Annotated in this window: 11 protein-coding genes; 3 read left to right on the top strand and 8 right to left on the bottom strand. The window is 74.0% G+C overall.

Translation table 11 applies throughout. The annotated features are described in order from the left end of the window. Positions 1-10 precede the first annotated feature (10 nt). Both HPY23_RS16120 and HPY23_RS16115 read right to left on the bottom strand, forming a co-directional pair. Positions 11-1,501, bottom strand: coding sequence for a mannitol dehydrogenase family protein (locus tag HPY23_RS16120; RefSeq protein WP_091889118.1), 1,491 nt, complete (start codon positions 1,499-1,501; stop codon positions 11-13). A 106-nt stretch (positions 1,502-1,607) separates the two neighbouring features. After that, positions 1,608-2,978: a globin-coupled sensor protein gene (locus HPY23_RS16115; protein ID WP_060848303.1), complete on the bottom strand. Its 1,371-nt coding sequence runs from the start codon at positions 2,976-2,978 to the stop codon at positions 1,608-1,610. A 532-nt stretch (positions 2,979-3,510) separates the two neighbouring features. Between HPY23_RS16115 and HPY23_RS16105 the strand changes: the two genes are divergently transcribed. The 3 genes from HPY23_RS16105 to HPY23_RS16095 are packed head-to-tail and all read left to right on the top strand — an operon-like array spanning position 3,511 to position 5,530. Then, on the top strand, positions 3,511-4,950 hold the full coding sequence (locus HPY23_RS16105; protein ID WP_236013009.1) for a hypothetical protein: 1,440 nt from the start codon (positions 3,511-3,513) through the stop codon (positions 4,948-4,950). Beyond that, positions 4,947-5,225: a hypothetical protein gene (locus HPY23_RS16100; RefSeq protein ID WP_091889116.1), complete on the top strand. Its 279-nt coding sequence runs from the start codon at positions 4,947-4,949 to the stop codon at positions 5,223-5,225. Before HPY23_RS16105 ends, HPY23_RS16100 begins: the two co-directional genes overlap by 4 nt. A gap of 38 nt (positions 5,226-5,263) precedes the next feature. Then, positions 5,264-5,530, top strand: a complete 267-nt coding sequence (locus HPY23_RS16095) for a hypothetical protein (protein ID WP_244537648.1) — start codon at positions 5,264-5,266, stop codon at positions 5,528-5,530. Positions 5,531-5,647: 117 nt separating this feature from the next. Here HPY23_RS16095 and HPY23_RS16090 read toward each other — a convergent pair whose 3' ends face one another. The 6 genes from HPY23_RS16090 to HPY23_RS16065 form a co-directional block, all read right to left on the bottom strand. Further along, a complete protein-coding gene (locus tag HPY23_RS16090) occupies positions 5,648-7,792 on the bottom strand; it encodes a helicase-related protein (protein ID WP_091889114.1) in 2,145 nt (714 codons plus the stop codon). A gap of 299 nt (positions 7,793-8,091) precedes the next feature. After that, positions 8,092-9,582, bottom strand: a complete 1,491-nt coding sequence (locus HPY23_RS16085; protein WP_091889113.1) for an FGGY-family carbohydrate kinase — start codon at positions 9,580-9,582, stop codon at positions 8,092-8,094. Positions 9,583-9,590: 8 nt separating this feature from the next. Next, a complete protein-coding gene (locus tag HPY23_RS16080) occupies positions 9,591-10,331 on the bottom strand; it encodes an SDR family oxidoreductase (protein WP_091889111.1) in 741 nt (246 codons plus the stop codon). Positions 10,332-10,413: 82 nt separating this feature from the next. Next, the gene (locus tag HPY23_RS16075; protein ID WP_091889109.1) at positions 10,414-11,670 is read right to left on the bottom strand and encodes a sugar ABC transporter permease; all 1,257 of its coding nucleotides are present in this window, start codon (positions 11,668-11,670) and stop codon (positions 10,414-10,416) included. Continuing rightward, entirely contained in the window at positions 11,667-12,557 is an 891-nt protein-coding gene (locus HPY23_RS16070; protein ID WP_413231070.1) for an ATP-binding cassette domain-containing protein, read from the bottom strand. Before HPY23_RS16070 ends, HPY23_RS16075 begins: the two co-directional genes overlap by 4 nt. Before the next feature lie 52 nt (positions 12,558-12,609). After that, positions 12,610-13,701, bottom strand: coding sequence for an ABC transporter substrate-binding protein (locus HPY23_RS16065; RefSeq protein ID WP_091889107.1), 1,092 nt, complete (start codon positions 13,699-13,701; stop codon positions 12,610-12,612). Positions 13,702-13,780 lie beyond the last annotated feature (79 nt).

The raw sequence follows: 13,780 nt of genomic DNA, 5'->3' as shown, positions 1-13,780 counted from the left end.
CGCCGGCGCATCACCCCGCCCGCCGCGCCGCCTCGTCGAGCGTCGCCTGGATGCCCTGCCGGTCGAGCATCCCGAGCCATTCCGCGACGGGGGTGACGAGGCGCGGGTCGTCGCCGAGCTCGCCGAAGAGCGGGCGGATGGCCAGCAGCGGGCGCGGGTCGGAGCCGCCCGCGATCGCCGTCTCGCGCAGCAGCGCCGCCATCGGGTGGCGGATCTCGATCGCCTCGCCGCGCTCGTCCACGCCCCGCACCCGGCGCAGCCAGGCGGCGAGCGCGAGCGCCAGGAACGCGACGCTGCCGCCCTGCTCCAGCCGGCCGCGGATCGGGTCGACCAGCACGTTCAGCGGCGCGTCGGTGTTGACCCGCTCCACCGTGTCGCGGATCGCCGGGTTGGCGAAGCGGGCGACGAGGGTGCGCTTGTAGTCGGCGAGGTCGATCCCCGGGACCGGCGGCACGGTCGGGCCGGTCTCGCGGTCCATGAGCGCGGTCATGATTGCGGCGATGCGCGGGTCCGCCATCGCTTCGTCGATGGTGACGTAGCCGGCGAGCCGCCCCAGCCCCGAGACCGCGAGGTGGCTGCCGTTGAGGAGCCGGAGCTTCATGAACTCGTAGGGCGCGACGTCCTCCACGAACTGCGCGCCGACCGTCTCCCAGGCCGGGCGGCCGGCGGGGAAGCGGTCCTCGATCACCCACTGGGTGAAGGTCTCGCTGAAGACCGGCCAGGCGTCGGCGAGGCCGTGGCCGGTGGCGAGCGCGTCCACGTCCGCGGGCGCCGTCACCGGGGTGATCCTGTCGACCATGGTCGACGGGAAGACGACCTCGGCGGCGATCCAGTCGGCAAGATCCGGATCGCGCAGGCGGGCGAGCGCCACCACGGCGTCGCGCAGGACGTCGCCGTTGTGCTGGATGTTGTCGCAGGTGAGCGGGGTGAAGGGCGCCACGCCGGCGTCGCGACGCCGCCGCAGGGCCTCGACGATCACGCCGATCGCGCTCCTCGGCTGCGCCGGCGCGGCGAGGTCGGCGCGGATCAGCGGATGGTCGGGATTGAGCCGCTTCGTCGCCGGGTCGAGGCAGTAGCCGTTCTCGGTCACCGTCAGGCTGACGATGCGGATCGCCGGGTCGTCGATGGCGTCGAGGACCGCCGCGGTGGTCTCGCCCGCGAAGGCGACGCCGGCGAGCGCACCGATCACCGTCACGGTCTCGTCCGCGCCCTCGCGCTCGACGAGGGTGTAGAGCGCGTCCTGCGGCGCCAGCGCGTCGATCATCCGCCGGTCGCCCGGCATCAGCCCGACGCCGAGGATGCCCCAGGCGAGGGCGTCGGGCTCGCGCTCCATCAGGTCGTGGGTGTAGCGGGCCATGTGCGCCCGGTGGAACCCGCCGAGGCCGAGATGGACGATGCCGGCGCGCACCCGCGCCACGTCGTAGGCGGGCACCCGCACGCTCGGGCGGAGCGAGGCCAGCGCGGCGCGGCGGAGGGGCACGGGATCGCGGTCTGCGCTCATGGGTCTCGGGCTCGGACTGGCGCCGGGCGGGCGCGCCCGGCGAGGCCCCTGATTAATCCGTTGCCGCGGCAGCGTCGATGGTCGGGAGCCGACTGGGCCGGGCGGATCAGGAGGCGGCCCGGATCTCGCCGAGGAACGCGCCGACCGCCGCGCTCATCGCCTCCGCCTGGCCTCCGAGCTCGCGGGTCGAGGCGGTGACGCGGGTCGCGACCGCGGCGGTGTCGCCTGCATCCTCGCGCACCCGGTCGATCAGGCGGGCGACCTCGTCGGTGCCGGCGCTGACGTTGCGGGTGCTGCGGGCGATCTCGGCGGTGGCCGCGCTCTGCTCCTCGACCGCCGCGCTGATCGTCGCGCTGCCGGCACTGAGCCGCCCGATCGTGTCGCGGATGCCGGTGATGGCCTCGACCGAGCCGCCGGCGGCCGCGCGCATGCCCTCGATCTGCCCGGTGATCTGGCCGGTGGCGCGGGCGGTCTGCTGGGCCAGGGCCTTCACCTCGGCGGCCACCACCGCGAAACCGCGCCCGGCCGCGCCGGCGCGGGCCGCCTCGATGGTGGCGTTGAGCGCCAAAAGGTTGGTCTGGTCGGCGATCGTGGTGATGAGCGTCACGACCTGGCCGACCTGGTCGACGGCCTGCGCGAGCGACGCCACCCGCGTGGCGGCTCCCTCCGCCTGAACGACCGCCTCCGCGGCGACCGCGTGCGCGCCGCCGACCTCGCGGGCGATCTCCGCGATGGCGGCCCGGAGCTGGTCGGCCGAACAGGCGACCTGCTCGGTTCCCGCCGCGGCCTCGACCACCGCCGCCGCCACCGCGGTCGCCGCCTCCATCGAGCGGGCGGCGTTGCGCGACAGGGCCGCGGTGTCGTCGTCGAGGCCGCGGGCCTGGTCGGTCACCGCGCCGATCGCCGCCAGCACCCGGTCCTCGAAGACCCGCGCGAGGGCCGCTGTCCTGCGCCGGCGGCTCGCCTGCTCGGCCGCCGCGTAGGTCTCGAGCAGCACCTCGAGGTCGAGCCAGGCCGCCCGGGTGAGGGCCCCGCGCAGGGCGGTCCTCGCCCCGCCGGAGGGGGTGGCGGCCCCGAGGAAGCCCGCTCCGAGCCGGCGACGCGGGGCATCGAGGCCGAGCGCCTCGGTCAGTCCCGCCGTCACCGTCGCGTGGCAGATCGCCACCGCGTAGGCCGGCACGCCCCGGTCGTAGAACACCGAGGCCAGCCGCTCGGCGGAAGCCGCGAAGTCCGGGCCGAAATCCCCGCCCACCACCCGCACCCAATGGGCGACCCGGGCCTCGTGCACCTCGGGATCGCGCAGGGTCGCCTGGATCTCCGGCCAGGCGGCGAAGCGGCCGTTCCATTCCGCCAGCAGGGCCGGCAGGCGCGCTCGCGCGAAGCCGGCCAGCTCCCGCAAGCGGGCGCGATCGTCCTCCGTGAGGCCGAACGTGGCGAAGCGCCGGTCTTGCGCGGCGGTGGCGGTCGCGTGATCCATGGAAAAGTTGCACTCCTCACGACATGCAACTTATGAGATCTTCCAGTTAACATATGATTTTTAAGATCCCGAGCGACGGATCGGGGCCGCTCCGGCGGGCGCATTCGACAGTGAAGAGGGCGACCGGCCACAGCAAATCCGCACCGAACGAGGGCGGGCGCAGATCTGCACGGATGTCGGATCTTCCGGCGGACCACGGCATCGCCGGGCGACCGCCGGGACACCCTGATCACGGTCGCGCTCCGGCCTCGCGTGGGGCACCGGCCGGCCGCCTGGCAAATATTCGGCGTTGCCGGTACAGGCGAATTCTTCACGAGAGGCGGGGGTGCTCGCACTTCACTTGCACGCCCGTGCCCCGCGGGAATCGTGGTCGACCCGCTGGGATCGTGTCCCAGGATGGGGTTACCCCGGATCCGGCCTTGCGGCTCAGCAACGCCTTCGTCCCCTAACGACTTCGTCCGGGGCGGGAACCACTTTCTTTGACTTGGTCGTCGGCATACGGCATAACGCCGCCGCCGAGAGGAGAACAGCGATGGCCACAAGCCACCGGGCACCCCGCTCGACCAAGGGAGAAACTAGGGTCATCGTCGACCTGATCCTGTCGCACGGCGCGATTGAGCCTGCGAGGGCATGGGCCATCGGATTCGATCCTGCCGATTACGATCCGGCGCAGCGGCGACGGACGACCGGCACCGCCGCCGCTTGCGTCGACCGCAACACGGGCGCGTCCGAGCCGATCGCGGAGCTCGACCCGCGCGACGGCCTCGCGGCCGCGCCCGCCGGGGAGGCCTGCGGCGGGCTGCCCACGGCCCGCGTGGTGCGGATGACCGGATTCTCGCCCCAGGAGGTCCGGGCGGCCGATCCCCGGTACGAGACCCGCTCCGATTCCGGCCGGCTCCGCCGCAACCTGCGCCCGATGCGCGAGCACATGAGCGCGCCCGGCCAGGTCCGGTTCTCCGGCAACACCGTCGTGCTCAGCCGCGTCGCGACCCGCCGAACCTCGGAGAATCCCATGACGACGCGTTTCTTTCCCCGCGCCGGCCGGCTGCTGGCCGCCCTCGGCCTGATCGCCTCCGCGTCCCTGGCGCTCGCCGCCGAGGCGGCGTTTCCGCCCGCGGGCTCCGTCGGCCTCGTGCCGCCGCCCGGCATGACGCCCGCCAAGGCCTTCGCGGGGTTCGAGCACCGCTCCGGCGCCTCGATCCTGATCGCCGAGATGCCGGCCGAAGCCTACGGCCCGCTGGTGGAGAAGTTCACCCCCGAGGCGCTGCGCGCCACCGGCTTCGAGGCGCGCGAGGCCGGCATGCCGCTGGGCGTGGTCGGCGGCGAGGGCCGGGTGCTGCGCGGCCGCCAGGCGGCCAACGGCCTCGCCTACGCCAAGTGGGTCGCGGTGGTGCGGGGCGGGGCCGCCACCGGCCTCGTCACCGTTCAGGTGCCGGAGGCGGCCCGGGGGCAGGTCCCGGACGAGGCGGTCGAGGCGGCGCTCTCGACGATCGCGTTCCGCTCGCCCGGCAGCCTCGCCGACCAGATGGCGGCCCTGCCCTACGGCGTCGGCGACCTCGCGGGCTTCCGCCCGGTGCGGACCCTGATGGGCAACGCCCTGATGCTGACCGACGGACCGAAGGACATCGATCCCGACGGCGTGCAGCCGATGATCGTCGTCGCGCCCTCGCTCGGCCGCGCCGCCGTGCCCACCGGCCAGGAAGGCGCCTTCGCCCGCAAGGCGCTGGCGAGCTTTCGCGAGATCAAGGACGTGACGGTCACCGGCGAGGAGCGCACGTCCCGCGACGGCGCGGTGGTCCATCGCCTGCGCGCCGCCGGCGTCGATCCGAAGAGCGGCCGCGCCGTCGTCCTGACGCAGACGATCCGGTTCGACCCGGCCGGCTACCTGCGGATCCTCGGCCTGGCGCCCGCCGACCGGACCGAGGCGCTCGCCCGCGCCGAGCGGGTCGCCGCCTCGGTGACGATGCGATGAGGCGGGCCGCGATCCGGGGACCGCTCCTCGCCGCCGCGCTCCTCGGCCTCGCGGGATCGGCGCGGGCCGAGGACGTCCCGCGGCTCCTGCGGGACTGGACCGCCCTCAACGGCACCTGCCGGGGCGGGCACGGCGACGACCCCGCCACCCCGGCGGCCTGCGAGCGTCGCGAGGCGCTCGGCCGGCGGCTCGCCGCGGCGGGCTGGTGCTACGGCCGCCCGGGCGAGGCGGGCTATCGGCGGGCCTGGCGCCCCTGCACCGGACCCGGGCGATGAGATTCCGGCTGCGCCCCCGGCGCGGCGGGAACCGGCGCGTGATCGTCCTCCTCGGCGTGGTGATCGTCTGGACGCCGTTCCTGCTCCTCGTCCTCGCCATGCTGCTTGCCCGCCTGACGGGGTGCGAGGTCAACGAGGCCCGGGCGCATCCCTGCCGGGTCGTAGGCATCGATCTCGGCGGCACGCTCTACGGGATGATGATGATGGGCTGGCTCCTCATCCCGCTCATGCCCTTCATGGTGCTCACCCTGCTCGGCGGGGCAATCGCCGGGGTGGCGGCCCTGGTGAGGCTGTGGCGGCGGTGACCCGGGCCGGACCACGGGATGGTCTTCATCGGCGCCAGCGTGTTCTCGAACCCGGGGTGAGGTCGGCCGCGGACTTCCGCGGCCACGCCCCGGTGCGGCCCTCCGGCCGCCGGGACCTCACCGGTCCCGTGCGGTCCGGCGCGAGCGGCGCTCGACCCGGCGCGTGGCGGTCTCGCGGAGATGCTCCTCGATCGCGTCGTTGGCCCGGCCGCGCATGGCCCGGATCGCCTCGACGTCGTCGAAGGTCTCGGGGAAGCGCCGCGACAGCCACAGATAGGCGCTCGCCAGCTTCACCGCCCGCTCCTGGTAGTCGAGCTCCCCGCGCAGGTTCGCCCGCAGGGCTGGCACCCCCACGCCCGCGGCCCGGGCCTGCGTCCACCGCTCCAGCACCGCCATGGCGACCTCGTCGCGGCGGTCCACCGGGCAGACGGAGAAGACGAACTTCTCCTGGATCGGCAGGCGGGCGCGGTCGACCAGGCGGGCGACCTCCAGGATCTCCTCCAGCGCGGAGGGCTGGAACGGCGAGCCCGCGTAGAAGGTCGCGCGGGCGAAATGCGCCAGGACCTCGCGCAGGCTCTGGGTCTGCATCTCCTCGGCGACCGAGGTGATCGCGATCAGGTCGGGCCGGACGAAGAAGCGGGTGTCGGCCGCCGGGGCCGTCGGGGCGCCGCCGAGCGCGACCTTGAGCGGCGCGATGCCGGTCTCCTCGCAGGCCGCGACGTAGCCGACCTCCTGGTGGCCGAAGCGGCCGGCCCGGCCGGCGATCTGCCGGATCTCGGAATTGGTCAGGCCCCGCTCGCCGACCCCGTCGAACTTGCGCACCGCCGAGAACACGACGCGCTTCAAGGGCCCGAGATTCAGGCCCATGCCGATCGCGTCGGTGGTCACCAGCACGGTCGCCTCGCCGGTGCGGAAGCGCGCGGCCTCGGCCCGGCGCACCTCCGGCGACAGGGCGCCGTAGATGGTGGCGACCCGGTGGCCGGCCGCCACCAGGATCTCGCGGTTCTCGTGCACGGCGCGGCGCGAGAAGGCGACGACGGCGTCGCCCGGCTCGACCTTCTCGAGCGGCACCGGCTGGTCCAGCAGCACGAGCGGCGTCTTGCGCTCGAAGGGCACGACCTCGAGCGATTCGCCCGCCGCCTCGGCCGCCCGGCGGACATAGGCCAGGGCGTCGTCCGAGCCGCAGACGATCACGGTCCTGGCCGGCACGCCGAACAGCGCGTTGGTCCAGGCCCAGCCGCGATCCGGGTCGGCGAGCATCTGGATCTCGTCGATCACCGCCACGTCGACCGGGCGCGTCAGGTCCGCCGTCTCGATCGTGCGAGCGGTGTGGGTGGGGCCGGCCTCGCCCAGGATCTCCTCGCCCGTGACCATGCCGGCGCGCAGGCCGCGTTCGAGCAGCGCTTCGTAGTTCTCGAGCGCGAGGAGGCGCAGGGGTGCGAGGTAGGTGCCGGTCGCCGCCTCGGTCAGGTGCTTGAGGGCGGCGTAGGTCTTGCCCGAGTTGGTCGGTCCCATGTGGAACACGATGCGCCGGCCGAGCCGGCGCGCCGGGGCGAACTTCTCGATGTAGGCGCCGAAGCCGACCCGGTCCTGCAGGCGGCGCAGGCGGGAATCCTGGCGCGCCACCGTCCGGGCGCGCTTGCGCACCGGGGTGAGGGTCTGGAACAGCGTTCCGCCGAGATCCTCCGTCACGGCGAAGGGGCGGGAGCGCAGCGAACGGTCGAGCTGCGCGATGTAGGCGGAGGCGTCGGCCCCGACCTCGCGCAGGTCGAGGCGGATCTGGTCGCGCAGCCGCTCCACGATCCGGCGCAGGTCGCCGGTCGTGCGGGCGGAGAGCTGCGCGACGGCCGCGCGCAGCTCGTCGAGGCGCCATTTCGGGTCGTTGCGGTGCGCCATGCCCCTCAGGATGCCCGTCACGGCGGCGTCCGGCGGGGCATCGACCCGCAATTCCAGGCGGCCGTCGTCGAGGAGCGGGATCGCGATCCGCACGCTCCACGTGACGGCGTGGCCGCCCGAGATCGCGGCCCTGAGACCCGGCACGGTCCGCCGCAGCGCCTCGACGCCGGTCTCCGCGAAGGCGCGGTTGGCCTTCATCGCCCGCAGGGCGCGCGCGACCCGGGCCTCGTCGGCGTCGCCGTCGAATTCGGGCAGGCCGAGCTGGATCCGCAGGGCCTCGAGGTCGACCGACCGGGGCGGCTGCCCGAGACGCGCGACGATCTCGCTCAGGATCTCGGTCGTGGGTTGGGCGCGCCTGCGTGCCACGGATCGGTTCTCCTTCCAGCCTCGCCCTGCCACTTAGGGCATCGCGCGATCGCGGTGCAATCGAACGCTGCGACCGGGGCAAAGTCACGGGAGGTTGGGTCGAACGCCGATCTAGATCTTTGATCCCGCCGTATTTTTCCGCGACGGAGCCGCGCCCGCGGGTGACGCCGGCCCGGCCGCCGCGAGCGCCGCCGGGACCGCGGGGGCCCTCGCCGACGACCGGTCCCGCCGCCGCGCGATCCGGCCACGGCCCCGTCCGACGATCCCGGGATCGGATCGGGGACGCGCCGGTCGGTCCCTCACGCGCGCAGCGGCGCGAGGGCGTGGTAGGCCTGCTTGTAGCGCTCGTAGACCGGACGGTACTGGGCGTGGGCCGCCATGCTCGGCTCGATGCGGCGGGCGACCTTGACCATCGCGGCGGCCGCCTCCGCGATCGAGCCGTAATGGCCCGCCGCCTTCGCCGCCAGGACGGCGCTGCCGAGCGCCGGCGCCTCCCCCACCTCGGTCACCGTCAGGGGCTGGCCGCAGACGTCGGCGTGGATCTGCATCCACAGGTCCGAGCGCGTCGCGCCCCCGCAGATCACGATCTCGTCCGGCCGGTAGCCGCCCGCCCGCATCGTCTCGAAGATGAGCTCGGTGCCGCAGGCGACCCCCTCCATCGCGGCGCGGAACAGGTGGGCGCGCCCGTGCGCCAGGGTCAGCCCGGTGATCGCACCCCGCGAGCCCGCATCCGTGTGCGGCGTGCGGTTGCCCTGGAAGTGGTCCTGCACCAGCACGCCGTCCGAGCCCGGCGGCAGCGCGGCGGCCTCCGCGTTGAGCGCGTCGTAGGACCAGTCGGTGCCGACGAGGCCGCGCAGCCAGTTGACGACCGAGCCGGTCGAGGTCTGGCCGCCCTCGACGAGGTGCAGGCCCGGGATCACCGCGTCGGCGTAGGTGCCCCAGATGCCGCGGCCGTGGAACGGCTCGGCCGAGAGCCCGAGATGCAGGTGCGACGAGCCGGTGATGAAGGCGAGCTTGCCCGGGGTCGTCACGCCGAGCCCGATCATCGCGACCTCGGCGTCCGAGCCGCCCTGGGCCACGGTGAGCCCCACCGGCAAGCCGAAATGCGCGGCGGCCTCGGGCATCAGCCCGCCCACCACCTCGCCGAGGGGCAGCACCTCCGCGGGCCACTTGTCGGCGAGCTCCGGGATACCCAGGCTCCCGACCAGGCTGCGGGCGTAGCCGCCTTCCCGTGCCCGGTAGTGCCAGCGGATCGCCGCGTTGGTGATCGAGGCGGCGCGCCGCCCCGTCATCCGCAGGTTCATGTAGTCCTGGTACTCGCAGATCGTCGCCGCGCGGTCGAACAGCGCGCGCTCGTGCCGGGCGATCCAGAGCGCCTTGGGGACCATCCACTCGGCCGAGACCGGGCCGGCGCCGGCGGAGTTGACGATCAGCGCCGGGTCGCCGGTGGCGAGCACCAGGGCGGCCTCCTCCGCGGCGCGCACGTCCATCCAGATCAGGGCCGGGCGCACCGGCACGCCGTCGCGGTCGAGGGCGACGACGGAGCAGTTGGTGGTGTCGGCGCAGAGCGCCGAGACGTCCCGGGGGTCGATGCCGGCCTTGCGCACCGCCTCGCGCACGGCGCGGCCGGCGGCCTCCCACCAGTCCTGCGGGTTCTGCTCGGCCCAGGACGGGCGCGGGAAGGCGGTGGGGTAGGACTGCGCCGCGAAGGCGAGCGGCCGGCCGGCGAGGTCGAACACCCCGGCCCGGATCCCCTCGGTGCCTCCGTCGAGACCGATGACGACGCTCATGGCGGCTCCTACAGGTCGAGGCTCTGGGGCAGGATGACGAGGTCGCGCACGGTGACGGTGCGCGGGCGCGACAGCATGAACAGCACGGCGGCGGCGACCTCCTCCGGCTGCATCAGGCTGCCGGAGGCCAGGGCCTCGTCCATCTTCGCCTTCGGCCAGTCGCTCAGCAAGGCGGTCACGACCGGGCCGGGCGCCACCGCGCCGACCCGGATGCCGTGCGGGGCGACCTGGCGCCGGAGCGTGTGGACGAAGGCCTGCACCGCGTGCTTGGAGGCGGTGTAGATCGGCTCCCACACCACCGGCACGAGACCGGCGACCGAGCTCGTCACCACGATGTCGCCCCGGCCCTTGTCCACCATGTGCGGCAGCACGGCGTGGATCGAGCGGAAGAGCGCGTTGACGTTGAGGTTCAGCATCCGGTCCCAGGCGTCGGGATCGCCGCCGAGCACGGCGCCGCCGACATAGGATCCGGCATTGGCGTGGAAGACGTCGAGCCCGCCGGCCTTGGCCAGGATCCCGTCCAGCATCCCCGCCACGCTCGCCGGATCGGCGAGGTCGACGACGAGCGCGAACGCCCTCTCGCCGAGCTCGGCGCAGGCCGCCGCGAGCCGGCCTTCGTCCCGGTCGATCAGGACGACGCGGGCGCCGGCCTCCAGGAAGGTGCGGGCGCAGGCGAGCCCGATACCGGAGGCCGCGCCGGTGACGGCGGCGACTTGCCCGGCGAGCGGGCCGGTCGAATCGTGTGACATCGAGAACTTCCCTCGTGGGCGAAGGGCGTGCGGGGCGAAGGGGTTGTGGGTGAGCGCCGTGGGAGGCGGGGTCGCGGCGGGCTCAGGCGCGGCCGTGCGAGACCCGCGAGCGGCGGGCAAGCGAATCGACGATCACCGCGACGGCGAGCACCCCGCCGGTGATCATGTAGCGGAGCGCCGAGGACAGATCGAGGAGCGTCAGCCCGCTGGCGATCGCCTGGATCACCAGGATGCCGAGGAGCGCCGCGTAGGCGCTGCCGCGGCCGCCGAACAGGCTGGTGCCGCCGATCACCGCCGCGGCGATCGCGTTGAGGTTGACGTCGCCGGTGCCGGCCTGCTGGCTCGCCGAGGCGAGGCGGGCCGCCGAGAGCACGCCGCCGAGCGCCGCGAAGGTCGAGCACAGCACGAAGGCGCTCGCGGTGATGCGGCGGACGTCGATGCCGGCCCGGCGCGCCGCCTCGCGGTTGCCGCCGACCGCCGCCATGGCGCGGCCCCAGCGGGTGCGCCGCAGCGCGTAGTCGACCGCCATCACCAGCGCGACGAACAGGGCGAACATCCAGGGCACGCCCCGGTCGAGGTTGAGGTACCAGACGACGAGCACCAGCACGGCCGCGAGCAGGCCGGCGCGCAGGCAGATGCCGGCGAGCGGCGCGGCGGAGAGCCCGGCCTCGCGCCGGCGCAGAGCCTCGCGCTGGCCCGAGAGCGCCAGGCCCGCCCCGGCGAGCAGCGCGAGCGCGTAGGCGAGGGCGTGCGGCATCACCAGCGTCTGGCCGAAATCCACCAGCGCCGATTCGTAGGGCAGGTTGATCGAGCCCGTGGCGCCGAGGAGGAAGAGCTGCAGGCCCAGCACCGAGAGCAGCCCCGCCAGCGTCGAGACGAAGCTCGGCATGCCGAGCCGGTTGAACAGCAGCGCGTAGACCGCCCCGCAGGCGCCGCCGGCGGCGAGCGCGACGAGGATCGCGGCGGCGGCCGGCCAGCCCTGGTTGACCCACAGCACGCCGACGAGCGCCGAGGCGAAGCCGCTCACCGAGCCGACCGAGAGGTCGATCTCGCCCACCATCAGCACCAGGACGATGCCGAGCGCGATGATTCCCGTGGTGGCGCTGTCGAACAGGAGGTTGACGAGGTTGTTGCTCGACAGGAAGACCGGGTTGAGGCTCTGGAACACCGCGCTGATCAGCACGAGCCCGACGACGACCGGCAGCGCGCCGAGGTCGCCGGCGCGGACGCGGGCCACGAACCCGCGCAGGCTGCCGGCGAGCCCGGCCTCGTGGCGCACGCGCACGTCCGCCCGGTCGAGCGGCACGCGGGGGGATGTCCCGCCGGCCTCGGCGCTCATGGCGTTGCTCCCTGGGTGGTGTCTTGCTGGGCCGGGTCTTGCCGGGCCCTGCGCGCGGCCCGGCGGGTGACGACGTTGTCGCTGGCGCCCGTGATGGCGCCCACGAGCTCCTGGTTCGAGGCGTCGGGGTAGAAGATCCCGTTGTTGCGCCCCAGCCGCAGCACGGCGATGCGGTCGGCGACCGCCCGCACGTCCTCCATGTTGTGGCTGATCATCACGACGCCGAGCCCGCGCTCGCGCACCCGCTCGATGAGGTTGAGCACCTCCGCCGTCTGGGCGACGCCGAGCGCCGCCGTCGGCTCGTCGAGCAGGATGATCTTCGGGTCGAGGAGCAGGGCACGGGCGATGGCGACGGTCTGGCGCTGGCCGCCGGAGAGCGAGGCCACGGCCTCGCGCACGCTCGGGATGCGCGCCGACAACTCGGTGAGGAGCGTCCAGGCGCGCAGCTCCATCGCCACCTCGTCGAGGCGCCAGGGGTTGCGCTCCTGGCCGAGATAGATGTTGGCGACGACGTCGAGGTTCTCGCACAGGGCGAGGTCCTGGAACACCGTGGCGATGCCGAGCTCCAGCGCGTCGCCCGGCCCCCCGAGCGAGACCTCGCGGCCGCGGAACGACAGCGTGCCCCCGGTCGGCCGGTGCACGCCCGAAAGGATCTTCACCAGCGTCGACTTGCCGGCGCCGTTGTCGCCGACCAGCGCCACGACCTCGCCGGCATGGATGTCGAGGTCGATGCCGGTCAGCGCCGAGACGGCGCCGAACTGCTTGGAGACGCCGCGCAGGCTGAGCAGCAGCTCGCCGGGCCGGACGGGGTCGCTCGCGGTCTGCGTCTCGACGATCTGCCTCTTGGCGGTCTGCGTCTTGGCGGACTGCATCATGGCGTGGCGCACCTCTGTGACGGGTTCGCGGGAGGGGGCCGGCGTCGCGGCCCCCGGCGGCGTGTCAGGGTGTGATGCCGAGCTTGCGGCAGCCCTCGGCGTAGCGCCCGGCGCAGAGGCTCGCGGCGGTGCCGATCGGCTTGCCGCCGGCCTCCTTGTCGATGATCTCGGCCTTCAGGTTGTCGGCGGTCACCAGCGTCGGGGCGAACAGCCGGGTCGGCGTGTCGAACAGCTTGACGTCGGCCTTCGGCGTCTCGCCCGAGAGGAGCTGGATCGCCACCTGCGCGGCGGCCGCGGCCACGACCTCGCTCGGCTTCGAGATGGTGTTGTACTGGTCGCCCGCGATGACGAGCTGCAGGCCCGCGATGGTCGCGTCGTTGCCGGTGGTCGGCGGGACGGGGGCGACGCCGGCGGCCCGGAACGCCGCGATCGCCGCGCCCGCGGTGCCGTCGTTGGCGGCGGCGACGCCGACGATCTGCTTGCCGAAGCGCGAGATCTGGCCGCTCGCCCATTGCTGGGCCTTCGGGGGCGCCCAGTCCGGCGTGTCGTACTCGGCGAGCGTCTTGTAGCCGCCCTCGGCCAGGCCGTCGTGGATGCCCTTCTTGATCAGGCCGGCCGCCGCGTCCGTCGGCGAGCCGTTGATCTGGAGGAGCCCGCCCTCCGTCGGCACGCCCTTGGCCTTGAGATGGCGCACCAGCGACTGCGCGATCGACTTGCCGATCGCCTCGTTGTCGAACGAGACGTAGTAGTCGGCCGCCGCCGCCGGAATCGGCCGGTCGTAGGCGATCACCTTGATGCCGCGGCCTTGCGCCTGCTTCACCAGCGAGGCGGCGGCGGTCGAGTCGACTGGGTCGATCACGATCGCCTTGGCGCCCTGCGAGACCGCGGAGTTGAACTGCTGCTGCTGGCGCGAGGCGTTGCCGTCGGCGTTCTGGTACAGCACCCGGCAGGTCGGGCAGAGCTTCTTCATCTCGGCCGCGAAGCCCGGATGGTCGTGCTCCTCGTAGCGGGTCGAGGCCTGGTCGGGCATCAGGAAGGCGACCGTGGCGTTCTCCACCGGGGCGGCCCCGGCCGCGCCGCCGACGAGGCAGGCGAGGGCGGCGAAGGGCAGCGCTAATCGGCGCGGGCTCGGGCGAAACAGGCTTCCTCGGATCATGGGAACGTCTCCGCGGTGGGGATCGGCGAGAGGGTCGGAGGCGCCGCGCGGCGCGGGGGCCGGCCCCCGGGCGCCGGCC

The sequence above is a fragment of the Methylobacterium ajmalii genome, assembly GCF_016613415.1.
In the GTDB taxonomy this organism is placed as follows: domain Bacteria; phylum Pseudomonadota; class Alphaproteobacteria; order Rhizobiales; family Beijerinckiaceae; genus Methylobacterium; species Methylobacterium ajmalii.
The sequence above is the reverse complement of the archived record's forward strand: the minus strand, read 5'-3'. Positions and strand labels throughout refer to the sequence as shown.